The organism is Pseudoalteromonas sp. JC28, assembly GCF_013319255.1.
Taxonomy (GTDB): domain Bacteria; phylum Pseudomonadota; class Gammaproteobacteria; order Enterobacterales; family Alteromonadaceae; genus Pseudoalteromonas.
This window is the reverse complement of sequence record NZ_QOKX01000005.1, coordinates 62,798-81,643: the sequence shown is the minus strand read 5'-3', so window position 1 is coordinate 81,643 and position 18,846 is coordinate 62,798. Positions and strand designations below refer to the sequence as shown.

The 18,846-nt window shown below is 43.7% G+C and carries 15 protein-coding genes; 8 read left to right on the top strand and 7 right to left on the bottom strand.

Annotation, left to right across the window (positions count from 1 at the left end; translation table 11 throughout):
- The first annotated feature begins 42 nt into the window (after positions 1-42).
- A complete protein-coding gene (locus DS891_RS12250; RefSeq protein WP_174169939.1) occupies positions 43-1,560 on the top strand; it encodes a winged helix-turn-helix domain-containing protein in 1,518 nt (505 codons plus the stop codon).
- 25 nt (positions 1,561-1,585) lie between these two features.
- Here DS891_RS12250 and DS891_RS12245 read toward each other — a convergent pair whose 3' ends face one another.
- Together DS891_RS12245 and DS891_RS12240 are read right to left on the bottom strand one after the other, a co-directional pair.
- The gene (locus DS891_RS12245) at positions 1,586-2,431 is read right to left on the bottom strand and encodes a PD40 domain-containing protein (protein ID WP_174169938.1); all 846 of its coding nucleotides are present in this window, start codon (positions 2,429-2,431) and stop codon (positions 1,586-1,588) included.
- 114 nt (positions 2,432-2,545) lie between these two features.
- Positions 2,546-3,088: a hypothetical protein gene (locus tag DS891_RS12240; RefSeq protein WP_174169937.1), complete on the bottom strand. Its 543-nt coding sequence runs from the start codon at positions 3,086-3,088 to the stop codon at positions 2,546-2,548.
- A 216-nt stretch (positions 3,089-3,304) separates the two neighbouring features.
- On the opposite strand from DS891_RS12240, the gene DS891_RS12235 reads away from it, so the two are divergent.
- The 5 genes from DS891_RS12235 to DS891_RS12215 all read left to right on the top strand — a co-directional run bounded on the left by DS891_RS12235 (position 3,305) and on the right by DS891_RS12215 (position 7,743).
- Positions 3,305-4,054: an SDR family oxidoreductase gene (locus DS891_RS12235; protein WP_174169936.1), complete on the top strand. Its 750-nt coding sequence runs from the start codon at positions 3,305-3,307 to the stop codon at positions 4,052-4,054.
- A 116-nt stretch (positions 4,055-4,170) separates the two neighbouring features.
- Positions 4,171-4,518: a phasin family protein gene (locus tag DS891_RS12230; RefSeq protein ID WP_017216260.1), complete on the top strand. Its 348-nt coding sequence runs from the start codon at positions 4,171-4,173 to the stop codon at positions 4,516-4,518.
- A 62-nt stretch (positions 4,519-4,580) separates the two neighbouring features.
- A complete protein-coding gene (gene phaC / locus DS891_RS12225; RefSeq protein ID WP_102057263.1) occupies positions 4,581-6,347 on the top strand; it encodes a class I poly(R)-hydroxyalkanoic acid synthase in 1,767 nt (588 codons plus the stop codon).
- Between the two features lie 113 nt (positions 6,348-6,460).
- Complete coding sequence (locus DS891_RS12220; RefSeq protein ID WP_174169935.1) at positions 6,461-7,141, top strand: hypothetical protein; 681 nt, start codon at positions 6,461-6,463, stop codon at positions 7,139-7,141.
- A gap of 113 nt (positions 7,142-7,254) precedes the next feature.
- Positions 7,255-7,743 (top strand): hypothetical protein, encoded by a 489-nt coding sequence (locus DS891_RS12215; RefSeq protein WP_174169934.1) that lies wholly within the window; start codon positions 7,255-7,257, stop codon positions 7,741-7,743.
- A 3-nt stretch (positions 7,744-7,746) separates the two neighbouring features.
- On the opposite strand, the gene DS891_RS12210 is transcribed toward DS891_RS12215, so the two are convergent.
- A complete protein-coding gene (locus tag DS891_RS12210; protein WP_010606549.1) occupies positions 7,747-8,217 on the bottom strand; it encodes a DUF4920 domain-containing protein in 471 nt (156 codons plus the stop codon).
- Between the two features lie 138 nt (positions 8,218-8,355).
- Here DS891_RS12210 and DS891_RS12205 point away from each other — a divergent pair, with 138 nt between their 5' ends.
- The gene (locus DS891_RS12205; RefSeq protein WP_174169933.1) at positions 8,356-10,584 is read left to right on the top strand and encodes a TonB-dependent receptor; all 2,229 of its coding nucleotides are present in this window, start codon (positions 8,356-8,358) and stop codon (positions 10,582-10,584) included.
- Positions 10,585-10,659: 75 nt separating this feature from the next.
- Here DS891_RS12205 and DS891_RS12200 read toward each other — a convergent pair whose 3' ends face one another.
- From DS891_RS12200 to DS891_RS12185, 4 genes are all read right to left on the bottom strand, one after another.
- Positions 10,660-12,390 (bottom strand): hypothetical protein, encoded by a 1,731-nt coding sequence (locus tag DS891_RS12200; RefSeq protein WP_174169932.1) that lies wholly within the window; start codon positions 12,388-12,390, stop codon positions 10,660-10,662.
- Between the two features lie 256 nt (positions 12,391-12,646).
- Positions 12,647-14,611 (bottom strand): pre-peptidase C-terminal domain-containing protein, encoded by a 1,965-nt coding sequence (locus tag DS891_RS12195; RefSeq protein ID WP_174169931.1) that lies wholly within the window; start codon positions 14,609-14,611, stop codon positions 12,647-12,649.
- Between the two features lie 11 nt (positions 14,612-14,622).
- The gene (locus tag DS891_RS12190; protein ID WP_174169930.1) at positions 14,623-15,294 is read right to left on the bottom strand and encodes a DUF1566 domain-containing protein; all 672 of its coding nucleotides are present in this window, start codon (positions 15,292-15,294) and stop codon (positions 14,623-14,625) included.
- Complete coding sequence (locus DS891_RS12185) at positions 15,291-16,793, bottom strand: ethylbenzene dehydrogenase-related protein (RefSeq protein ID WP_368032196.1); 1,503 nt, start codon at positions 16,791-16,793, stop codon at positions 15,291-15,293. The genes DS891_RS12190 and DS891_RS12185 overlap by 4 nt, the downstream gene beginning before the upstream one ends.
- A gap of 184 nt (positions 16,794-16,977) precedes the next feature.
- On the opposite strand from DS891_RS12185, the gene DS891_RS12180 reads away from it, so the two are divergent.
- On the top strand, positions 16,978-18,816 hold the full coding sequence (locus DS891_RS12180; protein ID WP_174169929.1) for a di-heme-cytochrome C peroxidase: 1,839 nt from the start codon (positions 16,978-16,980) through the stop codon (positions 18,814-18,816).
- Positions 18,817-18,846: the final 30 nt, after the last annotated feature.

The following is an 18,846-nucleotide window of genomic DNA, read 5'->3' as shown; positions in this document are numbered from 1 at the left end:
AAGCATTTAAATCAATAAAATAAAAAATACAGGATTTATAACTTGCAGTATCAGTTGAATCAAAAATGGGATTTTGATGTATCTTCTCGCACCATCAGTCATCGCGATGTATCTCATGTACTGACACCGCTCGCGCATAGATTGTTGCTGAACCTGATTGAGCATGCACCTCACCTTGTGAGCCACCAGCAATTAGAACAACAAGTTTGGCTTGGTCGAGTGGTGACTCATGATGCGATTAAAAAACAAATAGCAAGGCTACGAAAGCTCCTTGAAGATGATGCCAATAAACCAGAATATATCGTGTCTGAACGCAGCTTCGGATACCGCTTTAGTGCAACCGTTAATAAGATAAATCATAAACCGCAAGCGCCAGCAGTAAAGCGATTTACGACTCTAGCCGGCGGAAGTATCGGCCTAGCTCTGGCGTGCATTATTGGTATATATCACTCCCCTTTTACCTCACCATTTTCTTCAACAAGCTATGACGCAACATTGAGCATCGCCCAACAACACTTTACCCAACAAACTTTAGAAGATAATTTACGGGCGATAGCGCTGTATCAGCAAAGCATCACTACATCACAAGATGTAGATGAGAGTTATAAGGGATTGAGTCGAGCATTATTGAGCGACTATAATTTATATAATCAGGTTGCAGACGCGCTGACAAAAAGCCGGAACAATACAGAAAAAGCACTGAATTTAACACCCGATAGTCCGTCGGCAAAACTGCTTTTGGCTCAAGTCCATTCTCTTCAAGGGCATTACCAACAAGCGCAAAAAATTCTAAATGACACCGTAGCAAATACGCCTAATTGGCCTTTGTTAAAGTCACATCTGGCCGAAACCTATCTCTTGCAAGGCAATACCATTGATGCATACCCACTAGCACGCCAAGCTTATGAGGCTTCTCCCAGCGAACCCAAAGTAGTTGCTAGCTACCTCCACTGCCTGCGCAAAATGCATATGGCCAACTGGTTTAACAAGGTACTTGTCAACCCCAGTCCTGAAGTAAAGGCATCTCCTTGGATACAACTAGAACACGTCCAGTTTTTGCAGCAACAAGCGCGGCATGAACAAGCCATCCAACAACTTAATTTATTAGCCAAAGCCGCGCCAAATTCCCAGACATTAAACTGGTTCACAGCCCTTTCTTATCTAAGTAACAATCATCATGATAAAGCGACCAATGTTTTAGCGCTGACGGTTGAAAAGCACGGTAGATATGCATTATTCAGTCAATTATACTTGTCATTTCTCACTGCTAAGCATCAATCAATAAGTAGATATATCGATGATATTGCCAACCAGATAAAGGCCGGCAACCAAGATCCTGAATTGGTCTTTAGCCTCGGCCTCATCAGCCTTTACCATCAACAAAATGACAAGGCTCAGGACTATTTCAAACAGGCTATTGACCAGGGATTTAGTGACGAGTTTAGGTTTAAAGCATTGCCCTTCAACATCACGGCAGATCAAGCTCATTTTGTAGATAACATTGTTGAGCAGCTTACTCTGACTAACTTAAAGAAAAGAATAAAGCGCACACCGAAGTAATCACTGTGCGCTGTATGCCAATAAGTTAATTGGCAGGTCTTAGCGTTTCGATGACCTGAGCATCAACCCAAAAAATATCAGCATCTCTTGAAGGTGTGGTACGGTTAAAGAACAGATATTTGCCATCTGGCGTTACACTCGCTGACGCCTCCCGCGCACTCGTGTTTACTTTGTCTCCCAGATTAATCGCTTCGCCCCAACTACCGTCTTTCAAACGAAAACTGATATAAAGATCTGAGTTACCAAACCCTGAATCTCGAACCCCGTCCCATATAATGTAAGAATCATCGGGCGCGATAAATGGATGTGCATTATAAAGGCCAGTGTTAATTTCAGGACCTAATTTAACCGGTCTTTGCCGTTGACCATTTTTCACCTCAGAGATCCTAATAACATCGCCACTTTTATAATCGTCAAACACATACGTACCACTCGCAGATGCACTTAACCGCATGATCCCCCAGCTTTCTTTATCAAACATAGGACCAAGACTTTTGGCTTCAGACCAGCTCCCCTCTCGACGCGTCATAATATATTTACCCATATGCATGGTCTCGCCACCTGGTGCTAGCAATGGCCTGCCAACTCTTGGACCTACTGTCGTTTCATACCACTGTTCACCTCGCTGCTCGTATGCAATTAAACTCCAACGGTTCACGTTCAGGTCCTTTCGCGTAAAATAAAAAGTTTTCATGTCGGGAGAGAAAAACGCATTGTGATCTCTGTGCTCTGTTGACACCGTGCCAAGCGCAAATACTTGAGGTGTGTCCCCAGGTGGTGTTTGGCCAAGATAAGGACCGGATATAAGCTGCGCATAACTCTTAGCAGACATTGATATCATCAACAGCGCTAAACCAATGTTTATTTTCATTTTTATTACTCACTTTCTTCTGTTAGAGATTATTTTATGAGAGTGGGTAAGGTAACAATTTCAGCAAAATTCTCTTGAATTTCTGATGATTTATTAATGACCTTTATCTGATTTCTACCGTTTTCCTTTACGTTTAAGCTCCTCTAATCGCTCCCGCTCCGCTAAAATCATCTTTAACATCTGGATGCGAAGTTCCGCTTCTTGCTGTTTAAATTCAGAGAGCTGCTCTTCAAGCACTTTCACTTCATCTACTTTTGTTTGGTCACGATACTTTTTACTGCCTACATGTTCGATTAAAGCTTGCTGCTCATCATTAGTCGCGTCTGGGAGTTGTTCGACCCGTAAAAAACGCTGCTCTTGGGACTGCATTAGCTTATTAATTCTCTCTTGGAGCTTACGAATTTGCGCTTGAATGAGGTCCATTGCCTTTTCTAAGTTTTCATAATCCTCTTTAAATACAGGGTTATCTTCCTTATAACCAGCCGCTTCGTCATCGAGTTCTTTGGAAAGCATCGCGGGTACCTCTTGCTTTTCCTCCACACCGCTTTGGGATTGCGATTCTAACTGGTTGGAAGCAGCTTGAGCCGAGCCCTGTGATTTCAACTCAGCTAGTTGCTTTAACGGTGATAAGCCACCTTGATGTATTTGAATATCCATTTTCACTCCTTGGGATAGACACTGATTGTTATACATATCGGAAAAGCTGGAAAAAACTTAATTAAATTTATGTTGTGCGTTCCTAATTTCGTTTCCGCTGTCTTCAAACTGACATCAACTCGCGACCAATTTGTCATAAATACCAGCAAAAATACTCGATAAGCTAACTCGGCTAGGAAGTATGTTGGTATAGCCTCTTTTTTTCGCGGGAGCGTTATGGAAAACAAGCAAATTGCAGTGGTAACTGGTGCCTTTGGTGGGATTGGTTCTGCTATTACGAAAACACTCATTGAAAAAGATTTTTTTGTTATAGCGATAGCAAGCGAAAGGCGTAACGAGGCCGACTTTGATCTCTGGCTTAACACGCTACAAATAAATCCAGCTGCAGTAAAACCTTTATTCTTGGATGTGACTAACGCTGAGCAATGCCACGCAGCGATGACTCAGGTCCTACAAGAATTTGGTAATATCGATTTACTCGTAAACAACGCCGGGATCACACGCGACTCAGCGTTTAAAAAAATGACCCACGCGCAATGGAGCGAGGTGATCAACACCAATCTAAATTCCCTTTTTAATATGACCAACCCTATCTTTGCGGCAATGTGCGCTAATAAGCAAGGTCGTATCGTTAATATCTCTAGCGTTAATGGCCTAAAAGGTCAATTTGGGCAGGCAAATTATTCCGCTGCGAAAGCGGGCATGATTGGGTTTACTAAAGCGCTAGCCTATGAAGGTGCGAGAAGCGGTGTCACCGTCAATGCAGTAGCGCCAGGCTACACGGAAACGCCTATGGTAAGCGCCATGCGTGAAGACGTATTAAATAGCATAAAAGCACAAGTACCGATGCAACGTTTAGCCACGCCTGACGAAGTTGCAGCCGCAGTTGCTTACTTAGCATCAAATACAGCCGGTTACATTACTGGCGAAACCCTGTCGCTCAATGGCGGCCTATATATGCAATAACCTAAAAAACCTCAGGTTAAATACCACCGAGGGAGCGCGCTGTCCCTGATGTTCGGTGGTGCTAACTGATCACTATCATCCATTGTGTTAATTTAATCGATAACAAGGAAAAGACCATGTACAGCGATTTATTCAAAACATTCAACGAACAAACTGAGCAATTCTTTGCACCAGCGGTACAGTTTAACCAAATCGTAGCAAAAAACATCGAAGCACTCTCAAAAATTCAGCTGCACTCGGCTGAACAGATCACTAAAACATCCATTGAGCAGCTAAAGCAAGCGACTGAAATCAAAGATGCAAAATCTATGATGGATTTTAACGCAAGTCAGTTGAACGCGTTAAACGCTCTAAGCCAACAGATGATCCAAGATGGTCAAAAGCTTTCTCAATTAGGTCAAGAATTTAAAGACAGCTTAGAATCTCTTGGCAAAGAAACCCTAAAAACCGCGAAAGCGCAATAACCTGCAATTTTGGGCGACTTAGGTCGCCTTACCCGTTCAAACAACACAAAGGATCTACCTGTATGGGCACTCAAGAAAATATTGAGCAAGGGTTAACTGCGTGGTGGCAATATAACCAAGAATTGTGGCAGCTCGCAGCGACACATTTTGGTAAAGAGAATCCATTACAAAATGCATTAAATGAGCAAAACCAAGCCGACTTACAAAGCTGGCTCAGTGCACTCAATCAGCAACCGGAAACCTTTATTAAACAGCAAAATGCGTGGTGGCAGACTCAGTTTGCAATTTTTCAAAACAGTTTTATGCCACAAACTACCGATGATAAAGAAGACATTATTAGCCCAGAACGTGGAGACAAACGCTTTGTAGACCCTGATTGGCAAGAAAATCCTTGGTTTAACTACCTTAAACAAAGCTATCTTTGGTTTGGACAATCACTACAAAACACCATTGAAAATACTCCAGGCCTCGACCCAAAACTTAAGGAGCGATTAGCGTTTTTTGCAAGACAGTCCGTTAATTCAGTATCACCGAGCAACTTTGTTTCAACCAACCCTGAATTACTTAAGCTGACGTTAGAAAGTAACGGACAAAATCTATTCGATGGACTGGCGCGCTTAAAAAAAGATTTAGCCAAAAGTACTGAAATGCTCCGAGTCAGCATGACCAATGAAAATGCGTATACACTCGGGGAAGACCTAGCTTGTACACCGGGTAGAGTGGTATTTCAAAACCACTTGTTTGAATTGATCCAATATCATCCGACTACGGAGCAAGTACACAAGACTCCCCTGCTTATCGTGCCGCCATTTGTTAATAAATACTATATTTTGGACTTGAGAGCAGATAACTCCATGGTTAAATGGGCACTTGAACAAGGCTATACCGTGTTAATGATGTCATGGAAAAACCCAGATCCAAGCATGGCAAATATTGCGTTTGACGACTACGTCGTAGACGGTGTGTTATGTGCTTTAGAGCAAACTGAAAAACAAACAGGCGAAACACAAATCCATACTGTGGGTTATTGTATCGGCGGTACTCTACTCACCTCATGTATGGCCTATATTGCTGCTAAGCGCATGAAACAAAGAGTAAAAAGTGCAACCTTGTTGACCACGATTTTAGATTTCTCACAGCCAGGTGAACTTGGCGCATTTATCAATGAGCCCACCATTAATGCGCTAGAACAGTATAATAATCAAAATGGCGTGATGTCTGGGCATCTGCTCGGTACTTCTTTTAGTATGCTGAGAGAAAACAGCTTGTATTGGAATTACTTCGTTAATAACTACCTCAAAGGCAAAGCGCCCGCTGACTTAGATTTACTCTATTGGAATAGTGATAGTACAAATCTAACAGCGGCCTGCCACAACTTTATTTTGCGGGACTTATATCTTAATAATCAGCTTATTGAAGACAAGTCTGTCAGTATTCGTGGCACTAAAATTGACCTCAGTAAAGTAAAGCAACCTGTCTACTTTCTCTCTACCCGTGACGATCATATTGCGCTGTGGCAAGGCACTTTTGAGGGCGCCAAAAGACTCAGCAGCCCGCTCACTTTTGTGCTTGGGGAGTCAGGTCATATTGCCGGAGTGGTCAACCCGCCAAGTGCAAACAAATATGGTTATTGGTTTGATGGACAAGACCACGAGAACCCCGCTGAGTGGCTTGCCTCGGCAAAGCATGAAAGCGGGTCATGGTGGTCGCATTGGGCACAGTGGTTACATCAAATAAACCCAGAGCAAGTTCCAGCCCGTGCCGCGCAAAGTGATGAACAACCGGGGATTTACGATGCCCCCGGAGAATACGTCAAACAGAGTATTTAAGAAACTTACAATCAAATCAATTAGAGGCAAGCTATCTTGCTTCTAATATTTCCCGTTATTGACACACGCTACACATTCGGTCAGTCTAGAACGCAAAAATATAGGGAAATAACATGATTGGATTTCTTCTACTTGTTGCGGTATTTGTGGTCTTTGTTGGTGTATTACAATATCAAAAAGTAAAAATGACGGCGCGTAGACGTAGTTTTATTCAAGATTACGATCTCACGCATTTAAGACCCAAACTCAGTCAACATTATCCTGAACTTACCAATGAGCAACTTACACAGGTTGAATTGGGCCTTAAGCAGTTTTTCCAAGCGAACTTATTGCTCGAAGATCAGTCCTTAGCTATGCCCTCCCAGGTTGTCGATGCGCTGTGGCATGAATTTATTTTACACACACAAGAGTATCATTCCTTTTGCTATGAGGCCTTTGACCGTTTCTTACATCATTGTCCATCTGAGGCAATGAAAGGGAAAAACAAAGCTCAGCTCAGTCTGCGTAAAACATGGAGAGCCTGCTGTAGCATCGAAGGAATATCTCCTCGCAGACCGGCTACTTTACCTATATTATTCGCAGTTGACGCTTTACTTAATATTCCAAATGGCTATTACTACTCGGCAACTGATTTTCGAGAGCCCATTGCCAAAGGCGACTCCAGCAGCACAACCTATGCGGGGCACATCGGGTGTACGTCAATGGACAGTGGCGACAGCAGTACCTCCTCGTCGAGTTCTTCAAACTCAAGTTGTAATAGTGGCTCAAGTTGTGGCAGCGGCTGTAGCAGTTAGTCTTAATAATTGATGAAGTAACCTTTTACATTCGTTAACGTTAAGACCTTATATTGACGCTTAAGATTAGCTACTATTTGTACCGGTTTAACTAGTTTTCGTTTGGTGATCCGGTGCCTATTGTTAACAAATATTACTGCTTAGTATTTTCAGCTTTACTGGTGTCAGGGTGTCATCAGTTGGGTGAAGGCCAACCTTTGTGGAAAATAGCCTCTGAGGGCATTATCTTTGACGGGCAGCTGCAAACACATCTTTCCGCAGCTTCAATTCAATGCGAACAGTGTGAAGTCAAGCGCCAGTCCGATATGCGCCCTTCTGGCCCCGCGGATTACACATTGGTGTCGGAAAACCACAAACTAAAAGCGATTTGGGGTAAAAGTAGTAATGCCGCTTTATATATTCCAAATAACGCCGGCAGAACCTTAATAAATTTAGCACCAGATACCGAAACTGGTGTCTGGATAATGGATTTAGATAGCACACCAAAACCCCTAAAGGTGGGTAAGGTGAATTATGTGATGCTTGGTGCTGACACTTACCAAGTGGTGATCAGCCCAAATTCACAGCGTACAAACTTCGAGTACGCCGTCCTTGTGAAATAGCTTTTATTTCGTTTCTAAAATCGTTACTGCATCCGGTTTGAGCCTAACTAGACTCATCCCCTCAGTGACTTTGCTTGCATCAAACGCTTCACCGTTTTCGTGCGCTCTATGGGCCAAATAACGCTTCGTTTTCTCAATATCTAGCTCGAACTGTTCAAGTACACCAGTCGCATAAGCGCGCTTGCCAATGGCTGACATTGGAAAAACCATATCGCCATCCCGTACCTTTACGTTTATTTCCTCACCATTATCTACCTTCAGTGTCATCCAACAGCCACGCTTTTTGCACACTTTTACCACTTCACCTGACAGCGTGATCTCACTTCCCGTAAACTGCTCCGAGTTTTTCAATACATCTGCGGCCGCAACAAGCTTGTTCATGTTCGCACCGCCGCCAAACTCAATTGTTTTAGCATCAGCCGTTGATACTAGCAGTGTGATAACTAAACCACAGAGTAAATTGTTTATCTTCATATTTTTCCTTAAAAGTCAGAATAGTAACGCCTTTATCTATATAACTATAAGTAATTATTTATTGCAATTAGATCTTATAACAACTAACATCTTCGCCGCAATTGCAAATGGTAATTATTTTTATTAAGGATTAATAATATGAAACTCTCTACTCTCTCTTTATCCATTCTTGCAACCTTCAGCGGCTGGAATGCATATGCTGAGCCGTCTTCCCCAACCAATTCCGAAATTGAAAAAATAGAGGTGTTGGGACACAAATTATCGACCTTAAACCATGATGTAGCGGCTTCAGTTTCAGCGCTAACGGAAGAGCAAATAGCGCGGCAACAAGCATCCGATTTAAACCAATTACTCAAGACTCTCCCCAATGTTGAACTATTTGGTAGCGTGACGCCGCTCTCTGGACAACCCGCCATTCGAGGGTTGTACGGTGAACGAATACACATCTCTGTAGACAATGTGAAACGTAAGATTGATTCGGATGGCAGCCAAAATATCGCGCAAATTAATTCCTTGGGAATAAACCCAGATCAATTAAAGCAAGTGCAAGTATTGCGAGGTGCCGATTCTTTAACCGTCGGTTCAGGGGCCATCGGAGGGAGTATACGACTCGTAACCAAAAACGCTGCAGATTACCTAAATGACCAGCATGGATTTGGCGTCAAAGCTTCGGTCACACATTTATCTGTATCGGATGCCAATGATATTAACGTCAGTCTATTTCACCTGAATGATCACAGTGATACGGTCTTGTCTCTTAGCCAAGTGGAATTTAACGATATTGATGTCGTGGCAGACACCAAAGCCGCAGAAGACGATAGTATTCAGCAGATAAGTAAAATAAAGAATCAGTCAAAACGTCAAAACCTCGCGCTTAAAAATACTTGGTACATCAACGAACACCATACTTTGAGCAGTAAAATTGATTACAGTAAAACCGAGTCAATCGATCAGCCATATGCCCAGCGCATAGACTTAGCGTTGGCCTATCCGACACTTGCAGAAGATTACAAAAATGACTATCTGGAAGGGATGCTCAACTACACGTATCAAGGTGTTAGCGAGTTGCTTGACTTAGATATACAAGCATTCTTTGCACAAAAAACCTATGATGAAATCACCAAAGGTTATATTGAACGCGGCAGCAACAAAATTAACTATGATGGTGAGAAAAATGGAGAAAGTACGCGTAAAGGCCTGAGAGTTGCTAACTTGGCTACATTCACTGGGAAAATAAAGCACAAGCTAGCCATTGAAGCGCAGTACGAATCCGAAAGCTTCGACCAACAGCAATGGGACGAAAATCCTGCTGATAAGTCAACCTACTATGGCGATAGCGACGCCTCCAATTGGTCAATTTCTGTTATCGATCAAAGTCAGTTTTTAAATGAGAGATTACTCCTTACAGGAGGTGTGAGATTCGATAAATACACCCGCTCAAGTAACCATTTTGTCGCCTATTCCGATAATGATGATTCTGAACTCTCTAGCGAGCTAGGAGTAACTTTTAAAGTCGCGGATTATCTTAATTTTTACGCTAAAGCCGCGGAGGCATTTCGAGCACCTTCGCTTCAAGAGTTGTATAAAAAAGATGAGTGGAGATGTCATATTGGTGGAAAAATTTGCTTTAGCGAACCGCAACCAGATTTAAAAGCCGAAGACTCTCAAAGCTACGAAGTTGGTTTTGGTTTGAGTTGGCAAGACTTATCCTTCGCTGATAACTTCAGTGTAAAAGTCATGTACTTTGATAGTGAGGTAGATAATTACATCGACAATGTACCTTTTATGTACTACATCGATGAGAATGGCAATAAACAGCTCGGCTCACCCGGCCCCAATCCCAGCAATGGGGTCCCTGTCGCCACACACCGTGATTATAGTGCGAAAAACATCGGCAAGTTATTCAGTCACGGTATTGAAATTGAGGCACAGTATTCATTTAAAAAATTAGACATCTACCTAGGATACGCCTCTATGAATATGGATGTCGTCGGTGTACCTAATTTCTTTTTAGGCACTATTGACCATACACGCCAGCCATATTCTGAAGCACCAGCAGATAAGCTTACTTGGAATACCAATTATCAATTGAACAGTAATTTAAATCTGGGTTTTCAATTGTTACACTACAGAGCTCAACAGCGCCTTAGCGAAGATCTCATCACACGCGGATACGGTACTGGGACCTATACTATCTACAACCTCAACGTAAAATACCAAGGTGAGGGAGTATTATCAGGCTTTTCTGCCCGACTGGGTGTAGACAACCTAACGGATAAGCGTTATTTGCGAGCGCCAGCAAGTGAAGCGAACGACCCCGCAGAGCTTGGCAGAAACATTAAAGCGACAGTAAGCTACCAATTTTGATAAAGTAAATGTGATTTTAGAACAAAAATGCCGACTTAAAGTCGGCATTTTTAACATCATTTGGGTTTTTGCTCGTTATAGTTTTTTCAGCTTCATATCAGTGCCAAATACAAGGCCATGATCTGCAACATCCATACTAAACTCAAACACCATATTTTGCTGTAAAAGTGCATCAATACCTTCGGGCATTGGTTGACCAGTCGCTTTTGCCGCCTCTAACATTGGTGCTAAAAACGCTTGCATATCCATACTGAAATGCGTCATGCCATTAGTTTCTAGTGCTTGGCTTGCCATTTTCTCAGCAATAATTGTCGCCTTTTCACCCGTAAACAGCACTAAGTGATCGCCTTTAACCGCCAACTTGATATCCATACCCAATGGCTGCGGAGATGGAATGTACTGGTTAATTGAAACCGGAGTACCATCTTCTGGGATTTGAATTTGACCCAGCATAGGTGCAAGCCCTTTCACCGTATTAACAAGTACTAAAGGATCTTCAGCAGATAATGTGACTAGCGCATCAAACGTTTTAGGTTCTGGCATGCCTTGGTCGTTTGGCTCCATAACAAGATCAAAAACGGATGCACTCACGCCTTTAACCGAGTTCGCCATGCCTGTCATCATCGCAATAGCCATTGGACTGTTTTGTTTCGCTTGCTGCTGTAGTGCAACGAGTTCAGAACACTTGAATTCAGCTTTAGTAAAGCGGCCCCAAAGGGTGTTTACAAGCGGTGCAACTTTTGCAACATCAACACCATAGCCAAACCCTAGCACTTTCTCTTCGCCGTTGGTGACGTGCGCAGGAATAAAACCACGGATAGACCCAAGCGCTTTCATCAGTTCAGCATCTTTACCCACCACCACAGTATCAACTTCAAAGTCGATTGCGGAATTTGTAAATTGGATATTCTTGGTACCCAATACCGTCGCAGGCCACAGATTGGCGATTTCGCTGTAGTCCGCCTGACACTCTGGAGCACGTACCGCTGCTAATTTCTCAGTACCACCACCTAGCTGCAATAGATTATTTAACATACGAGTCAAATCAGACTGCTTGTTTGCAGTAATACCATCGACGATAGCCACATGGTTCAGAAACGCAATTGACGAACCATCAAAACCAAACTGCGTATTGTATTGCTCAAGTTTGCCAGATTGCGCCAGTGACTGGGCTGGTTTGGCAATACCCAAAGCAACTTTTAAATCCGCTTCGGTGTTAATTGGCGTGTTAAATGTTGTTGTTACCCATTGACCTTGCACGGATGTGATAAGCTCAATTTTAGCTTCTGGCGCGAACTCAAGCTGATAACGCGTTAATGCGACACCATCAAGCGTATCTTCTTGGTATGTGATTTCGGCATCTTTTGCAGCCATTTTTATCGTACGTTGAAAAGCCTCAGGATCCGCCAGTTCATAGCGCAATGTTGGCAGCAAACCAACTGTGTAGAATACACTTCTGACCGTATCACCCATGCCTAAGATAGCTTTCATTTGTTCAGGGGATGTCATCGCTAGATTGTATTGCTCTAGTAGCGTTGCTACAAAGTCCAAGTGCTTATCATTTTCTTTTCTAAGCAACCCAGTTATCTCTTCGATATTTTGAACCTGTCGAAGCTCTTCAGGCATGAAAGACAAATATTTTTGTTGCTCAAAAGGCGTTAATTGCCCCCAAAATACCGCGGTATCAGCCGGAACATATTCCAGTTGTTCCATCGCGATGCTTGAAAAAGATGATGATTGAGTGGTTACATAAGCACCAACGGCAATAGCCACAGCACCTAAGCCAACGAGAAGTTTTGTATTCATAATGTGATCCTTGTTATCACCACGGAACATAGCCAAACACGTGGTAAATTTATTCTTCCCTACGAACCGCAACGATTGCGCGCGTCAGAGGTCGTTGCATAAAGACAATTGCATGTCCAAAAATGCAGCGCTATTGTACCTCGATTATTGTCTCAATTCCATTAATTGTGAATGATCAAGCTACTCTCAATATTCGGTCAGTTTTAAAATGAGCTTGATCGTTACACCAATAACCACCAAGCTCTCATTTACAGGGTTATTGACTTTCTGCTTGTAGAGTCAACCCTGAAAAAGCGGCGTAACCATAGAGCCCAATATGCCAAGTTCCCGCATTTGGATTGGTGATTGTGCACGTTTCATTATTGCCATTTTCATAAGGCCGACATTCGTAGGTATTACTATTTGGTTGTTGACCAAAACGCAGATATAAATCAGCATCTCCAGTACCACCCGATGCCTTTACTTGCAGGCTCTGTGTTCCCTGTGCCACGTCAAAAGTATAATACTGCCACTGACCTTTACTGGCGGATTGATCCAACCATTGCTGGCTATTACCTTGATCTGGAGGAGTGTCAGTATAAACCGTAGCTGTTAACGCAACGCCCGAATAACGCTCATAGCCATCAAGCATGACATAGTAACGACCTGTTTGTACTGGAGTAATTGTACAGACTTCATTATTACCTGATTTATAGGGTCGACAATCGTAGTTTTGTGTCGTTGGTTCCGCATTAAAGCGCACATACATATCTACATCCCCACTGCCGCCCGCCGTTTCAACTCTTAGCTGCGTTGCTCCTGCTGGCACATCAATGTAATAAAGTACCTGAGAAGACTTAGCACCAGTGACATTCGCTTGTGTTTGACCACTGATAAGTTCAATTGCAGCTGGCGGCTCAATAATGGGAGTTTCTATCACAGATAGATTATTGCTTGCTTTGATCAGATTCAGTTCATCACCAATTTCGGCGGCATACCACCATGTCATATTCATAGGTAACGCAAGCGGATCGGCATCTCGCTGCGCCTTAGATAAGGCAGTTGCATTGCTTGAAAACTCAGCAGTTCGAACAGTAAGCTTATCATTTGTCACACTCAACACTTTAAACTGTTGAATACTCGCAAGGTCGATAGTCCAGCTTTTTGGATCATTGGCGCTTCTCGCTGGTGCACCCCAGCTTCCCTCACCCACATAAACGGTGCCGCCTTGGGTCGTTGCAGTAAAGCCATTGCTGGTAGGCGTTAGTGCGTAAGTCAGTTTATTGATATGAGTATCGGACTCTACCACTAAGTTCATCGCATTATTATAGAAGTCTTGTGCCCACCAAGTGTGTAATATGGTGTTGTCTGACTTACCTGAATAGTGAGGATACATCGGCTTATGATACTGAGCGATACGCCACGTTGCGCTGTTGCCCTGAGACTGTAAGTCGCTTTTCAGCCAATTGTTCATCGCTGTGGCATAGCTCGACCAGCCACTATTTTTAAATTGGCTGTTTAAGGTATAAACCCTTAAAAGCCCCGCCACGTTAAAAGCACCATAGGTATCTTTTGCTGTACACGCACCATCTTGGTCATAATCTACGCCAAATACTTCGCATAGCGTTTTGTAGTTATCGTCTTCGTGATTGCCATGTGTTGCTACAAATGGATAAATTCGCTTGTATGCAAGGCCATCAATCAAATCATCCGAAAAGGTTAATTGCCAATCTTTTAAGTATTCACGCATTTCAGAAACGGAGTTTGCATTGGTGTAATCGCCACCATGCATAATAAATAGCGGTCGAATTTTAGCGATCAACTCATTGCCTTTACGGCGTGTTGTCCAACCCGTGCGCGTATCACCACCAGCTACAGCAGTGATCCCTGATGCCGTTTGCGGCGCAGTTCTGAACCACAAACGCTGACCGCAACCTTGTGAATCACAAACACGATAATAAACCGCACTATCAGAGGTTAAGCCGGTTAATTTCACAAATGAACTTGAGAGGCCACCGTCAAAGGTATGCGTAGCGCTGACCGCAGCACTTTGCCAACTCTGCTCATCCGTTGTGCTGCCATATTTAACAATATGATTAGTGCCTGATGTAGGTGTAAACCCTATTGTTGCTGAAGTGCTTGGACTGGTGTCCCACACAAGACGGTGGTAGTCACTCGCAGCAAAACTGCTGCAAGATAGACCTGCTGCAACCACAAAAGTTGCCATTTGAGTATATTTCATTTCCTTGGTTCCTAGTTTAGAGTAACAGGCTCAGCACGACTTTGAGCCAATGAGAGTGGTGTTGATGGCGTAGCCACCAACATGACAAATGCGGCGTTTGCGTATGGGAGCGAAAGCGCCTCTGCAGATTGAAAATTCACAGCCGTTGCTCCTAACTTTTCACGCTTAAATGACTTGGGTAATGGCACGCCAGCCTCACCACTCCAATAGTCACCATTTTTAATGTGTGGGAAAAAATCACTTGCGATATGGGGTTGTCCGGGACTATTTGGCGTTTGAATTAAAGAGCGTAGCTCATCAGGTGTAGGTAAGCGCCATTCGGCACTACCACATAAAGAAGCTTGGTTGGTTTTACGGATCAGATCTTGGCTATCGCAGTGGGATGCTTCGAAATAACAGTCACCTTGATCAGCATGACCAAATTGACCGTCATACCAAGAGTAACTCCAATAGCCATCGTGGATAGACTCATCATCTCGTTTTACTTCCCAGAGCAGATTAAGCTTTTTGTCATAGACACAATGCCAAGGACCCTGCCAGACAGACAAAAACTGCATGTCATTAGTGACTTTAATAAAGCGTGCATGAGTTGGAATTTCTCGCTCAGAGGGGCTGAATAACAAGTAGCTAATCGCCACAGCGGCAATCGCTAAACTAAGTATTAAACGTGAGGCTACGGTCATAGCATATACCTCAATTGAATCGCTCTGTGGTGACGAGTATGCGCGATTTGTGCGTGATCAAATGCCGAAACCCACATGCAAACACCAGAGCGCAGTTCAACATCAAGAGGAGAATGCGTTTGGTGTTTACGTACCAGCTCTAGCGTCCAATAGCCATCGTGCCACTCTCCCCTAGCTCTAACATCGGCTCTATCTCCCTCAAAACGATTTGAACGGTACAACACAGATGGGAGCTGTTCACCAATTTTCGCCATGTCTCGTTGAGGGTTGTAGGTTTCGCTGGCAAACCAATCAAGGACTTTGCGCTCAGTGATATCTGGCGATGGGATTGGCATTCGCTTTGGCGTAACCTCAGTCGGTGAGTACCAGCGCCAGTTCATCACATAAGCACCGCTTTCTTTGCCATCAGGTTGATACCCTGCGGTGTAGCGTCTTTGCCCAAGTGCAACGCTTTGAGGTGGCCCAAAAAAATTATCATCGGCCAAGTACATGTCATTGGTTCTCAGCGCTTTCCAGTGCCATAAGTCTCGCGTGCGGCCGTCCGTACTTGCGTGATAGCCCTTGCCATGCCAGTTACGGGGCTTGTCTGTAAGCGGCGCATCGCCGTATTGAACGGTGCCATCACCTCCTAGTTCACAGGTTGTCGATAGCATGATGGCAAACTTATCTTCGTAATAAGTGCGCTCGTCAAAGCGATAAAAGCCATTTTCTTTTACTTGCCAACCGTCCGAGGTTTTTTCCAGCGGCAGATGCTCTAGACTTTCGGTCGGATCTTGCCAGCGGATCAGAAAGAAGGTTTCATCATGGTTGCTCAACGCTTTTATTTCGACCTCACTACTCCCATCCAAGAAGTTTGCACCACCAAATGTAGTTAACTTAATAGGCTTAGCACGCAACCATTCAGGCTCGTCTCCTTTACCGTCTATTTCAAGGTGACTTTGCCTTGATAGCGGCGCAACTTCTAACCGTAAATGCTGATCTGCAACAATAAGCTTTATGCCAAGGCCGCAAAAATACACCAGAGCAATACTGCAACTGAGCAAAATAAGCGCATTTCGGGGCAATAACACGCTCAGTACTTGCTTGCCCTTAAACACCGTGTGCTTTATGCCATGTAACACCAAATACAAAAAAATGCCTGTCGCTGATAACCCATGAATGACTAAACTTAGACTCTCTGGATTGAGCCAAAGTAACCATCCTGTGGCTATACTCAGCACAATAACAAGATACCCAATGTAGTTAACAGCTTTATCAAACTTGCTTGGTGCACCACGAAACGGTGCGCGAATGGTTGCCAAAGTAAAAACAATCGCAATCAAGGTGAGTAAGCAACCAAATAACACATGTATTGACAGCAACGCGCCTTGTGGAAGCAAAGGCGAAAGAAACGCCAGAAAATCATGATTGATAATGCCTAAACGAGGACCTGTCAGTAACCCAACCAAGATAACTATTACCGCCATAACATGAAAAATGGCAAAACTACTTCGACGCACAACCGCTCCCAAACAAATAAAGTAAATTTAGTGTAAACAAATAAATTTACATAAATATTTCATATTTGGAAAGATGAGACTTTCTCATCTTGTGAATCAGCGGCAAGTGTAATGCCGTGTAACTTGATTGTTAATTAGTTTGTACTAAGGTAGTTGGTACTTCCACCGTCACGGACAGTTCAACATGAACAATAGACTAGTAATAAAATATGTAAGTGCAGCAGTGGCTTGCACATTGTTTCTCGCAAGTTGTAGCTCACCAAGTAAAAAACCTTCAGTGCCAAAAGAAACGCTCGACCCAGTTGCAGAATCTGGTCAAGTGCCTGAGCGAGTTTGGCTCAATCAAGGATGGTCAGATAAACTTCGGCAAGACTTTTGGTTCACGGGCCAAGGGTCACAAATCATTCCCTATACTTGGTTTACTTGGTTAGAGCAACCTAACAGTAAAAAGCTCTTTCGCGATAGCGAACATATGGAAATGCTGCGCTACCTGCCCAGTAAAACCGCCGCCAATAACCCTTCAGGCTTGCCCATCGGTTTTGCCGTGCATAACAATCAAACCACGGGACAAGCTTGGGTCGGAATGACCTGTGCCGCATGTCACACTAACCAAATTGACTATAACGGCACAAAAATCTTGATAGAAGGTGCGCCCACCCTCGCCAACTTTGTACTCTTCTTTAGCCGCCTAAATGCCGCGTTAGAAGCGACCCTTAACGATAATCAAAAGTTTAGCCGTTTCGCGATGCGCGTATTAAAAGAAGGGGCATCGCAAGAATTGATTGATGATTTACGAGACGATCTCAAGCATGTGGCGCTTGCAACCGCCGAGCGACAAACCGTTAATGACTTACCCGAAGACTATCCAGACGATTTTACCAGCTATGCTCGACTTGATGCGTTTGGCAATATTCAAAACGCCGGTACGGCATTTGCGCTTGACGACCTTAACAATAAAAATGCGCCCACCGCGCCCGTCTCCTATCCATTTTTATGGGGGACGCACCAGTCAAATGTTGTGCAGTGGAATGCTTCCGCACCCAATATTCCTGTGGTCGGCCCATTAGTACGCAACATTGGTGAAGTTGTGGGTGTGTTTGGTTCGTTATCCATTGAAGAAGCACCGGTTTGGCAGCGCGTTTGGGGGAAACATGCTCGATATAGCTCAACGGTAGACTTACATGCGTTAGGGCAACTAGAAGCGTGGGTAAAAACACTTCTGCCACCAGCTTGGCCTGAGCAATACCTTCCAGGGATTGACACCAATAAGGCGGCACAAGGAAAAATGCTATTCCAAGCAAATTGTGCTAGCTGCCATCAATTAATTGACCAAAAAAATCTACTTAAAGATTACGAAGCGGTAAAAGTACCGGTAAAAGAGATTGGAACCGATCCGACTATGTCTAATAACGCCAGCTGCCACATGGCAAAAACATTGTTCTTGGAAGGCACAAAAACCGACATTATCGCGGGAGACAAATTCCAAGCGGTGGATAGCGCTATCGATATCCCAGTAAATGGGGTTGTGGGTCTAGTGCTAAAAGATCCCATCAAAGCAATCGAAGCGGGCTTAATAGCAGAGCGCACCGGGCCAGATGGTAAGAAAACCACCGTGAAAAAATCCATTGAAGAGCGCCTCAAAGTCTATTTGGCAAATAGACAACAGTTAACCCCCAATACTAACGAAGACTGTGTGGATGGTTTTTACGATGCGGGTGTCTACAAAGCAAGGCCGTTAAATGGAATTTGGGCAACCGCGCCTTATTTACATAATGGCTCTGTGCCAAACCTATGGTCACTACTACAATCACCAGAGTCGCGCCCAGATACCTTCTGGGTTGGCAGTCGTGAATTCGATCCTATCAACGTTGGTTATATTACTCATCAAGGCATGAACGAGTTCAAAGTGAACAAAGCCAGCGGTGAAGTGATGCCGGGCAATGATAATAGCGGTCACGTTTACGGCACAACCTTGAGTGACAATGAAAAATGGCAAATCGTTGAGTTTTTGAAAACGCTATAAACGCCGTTTAGCGCTATAAACAAAGGGCCG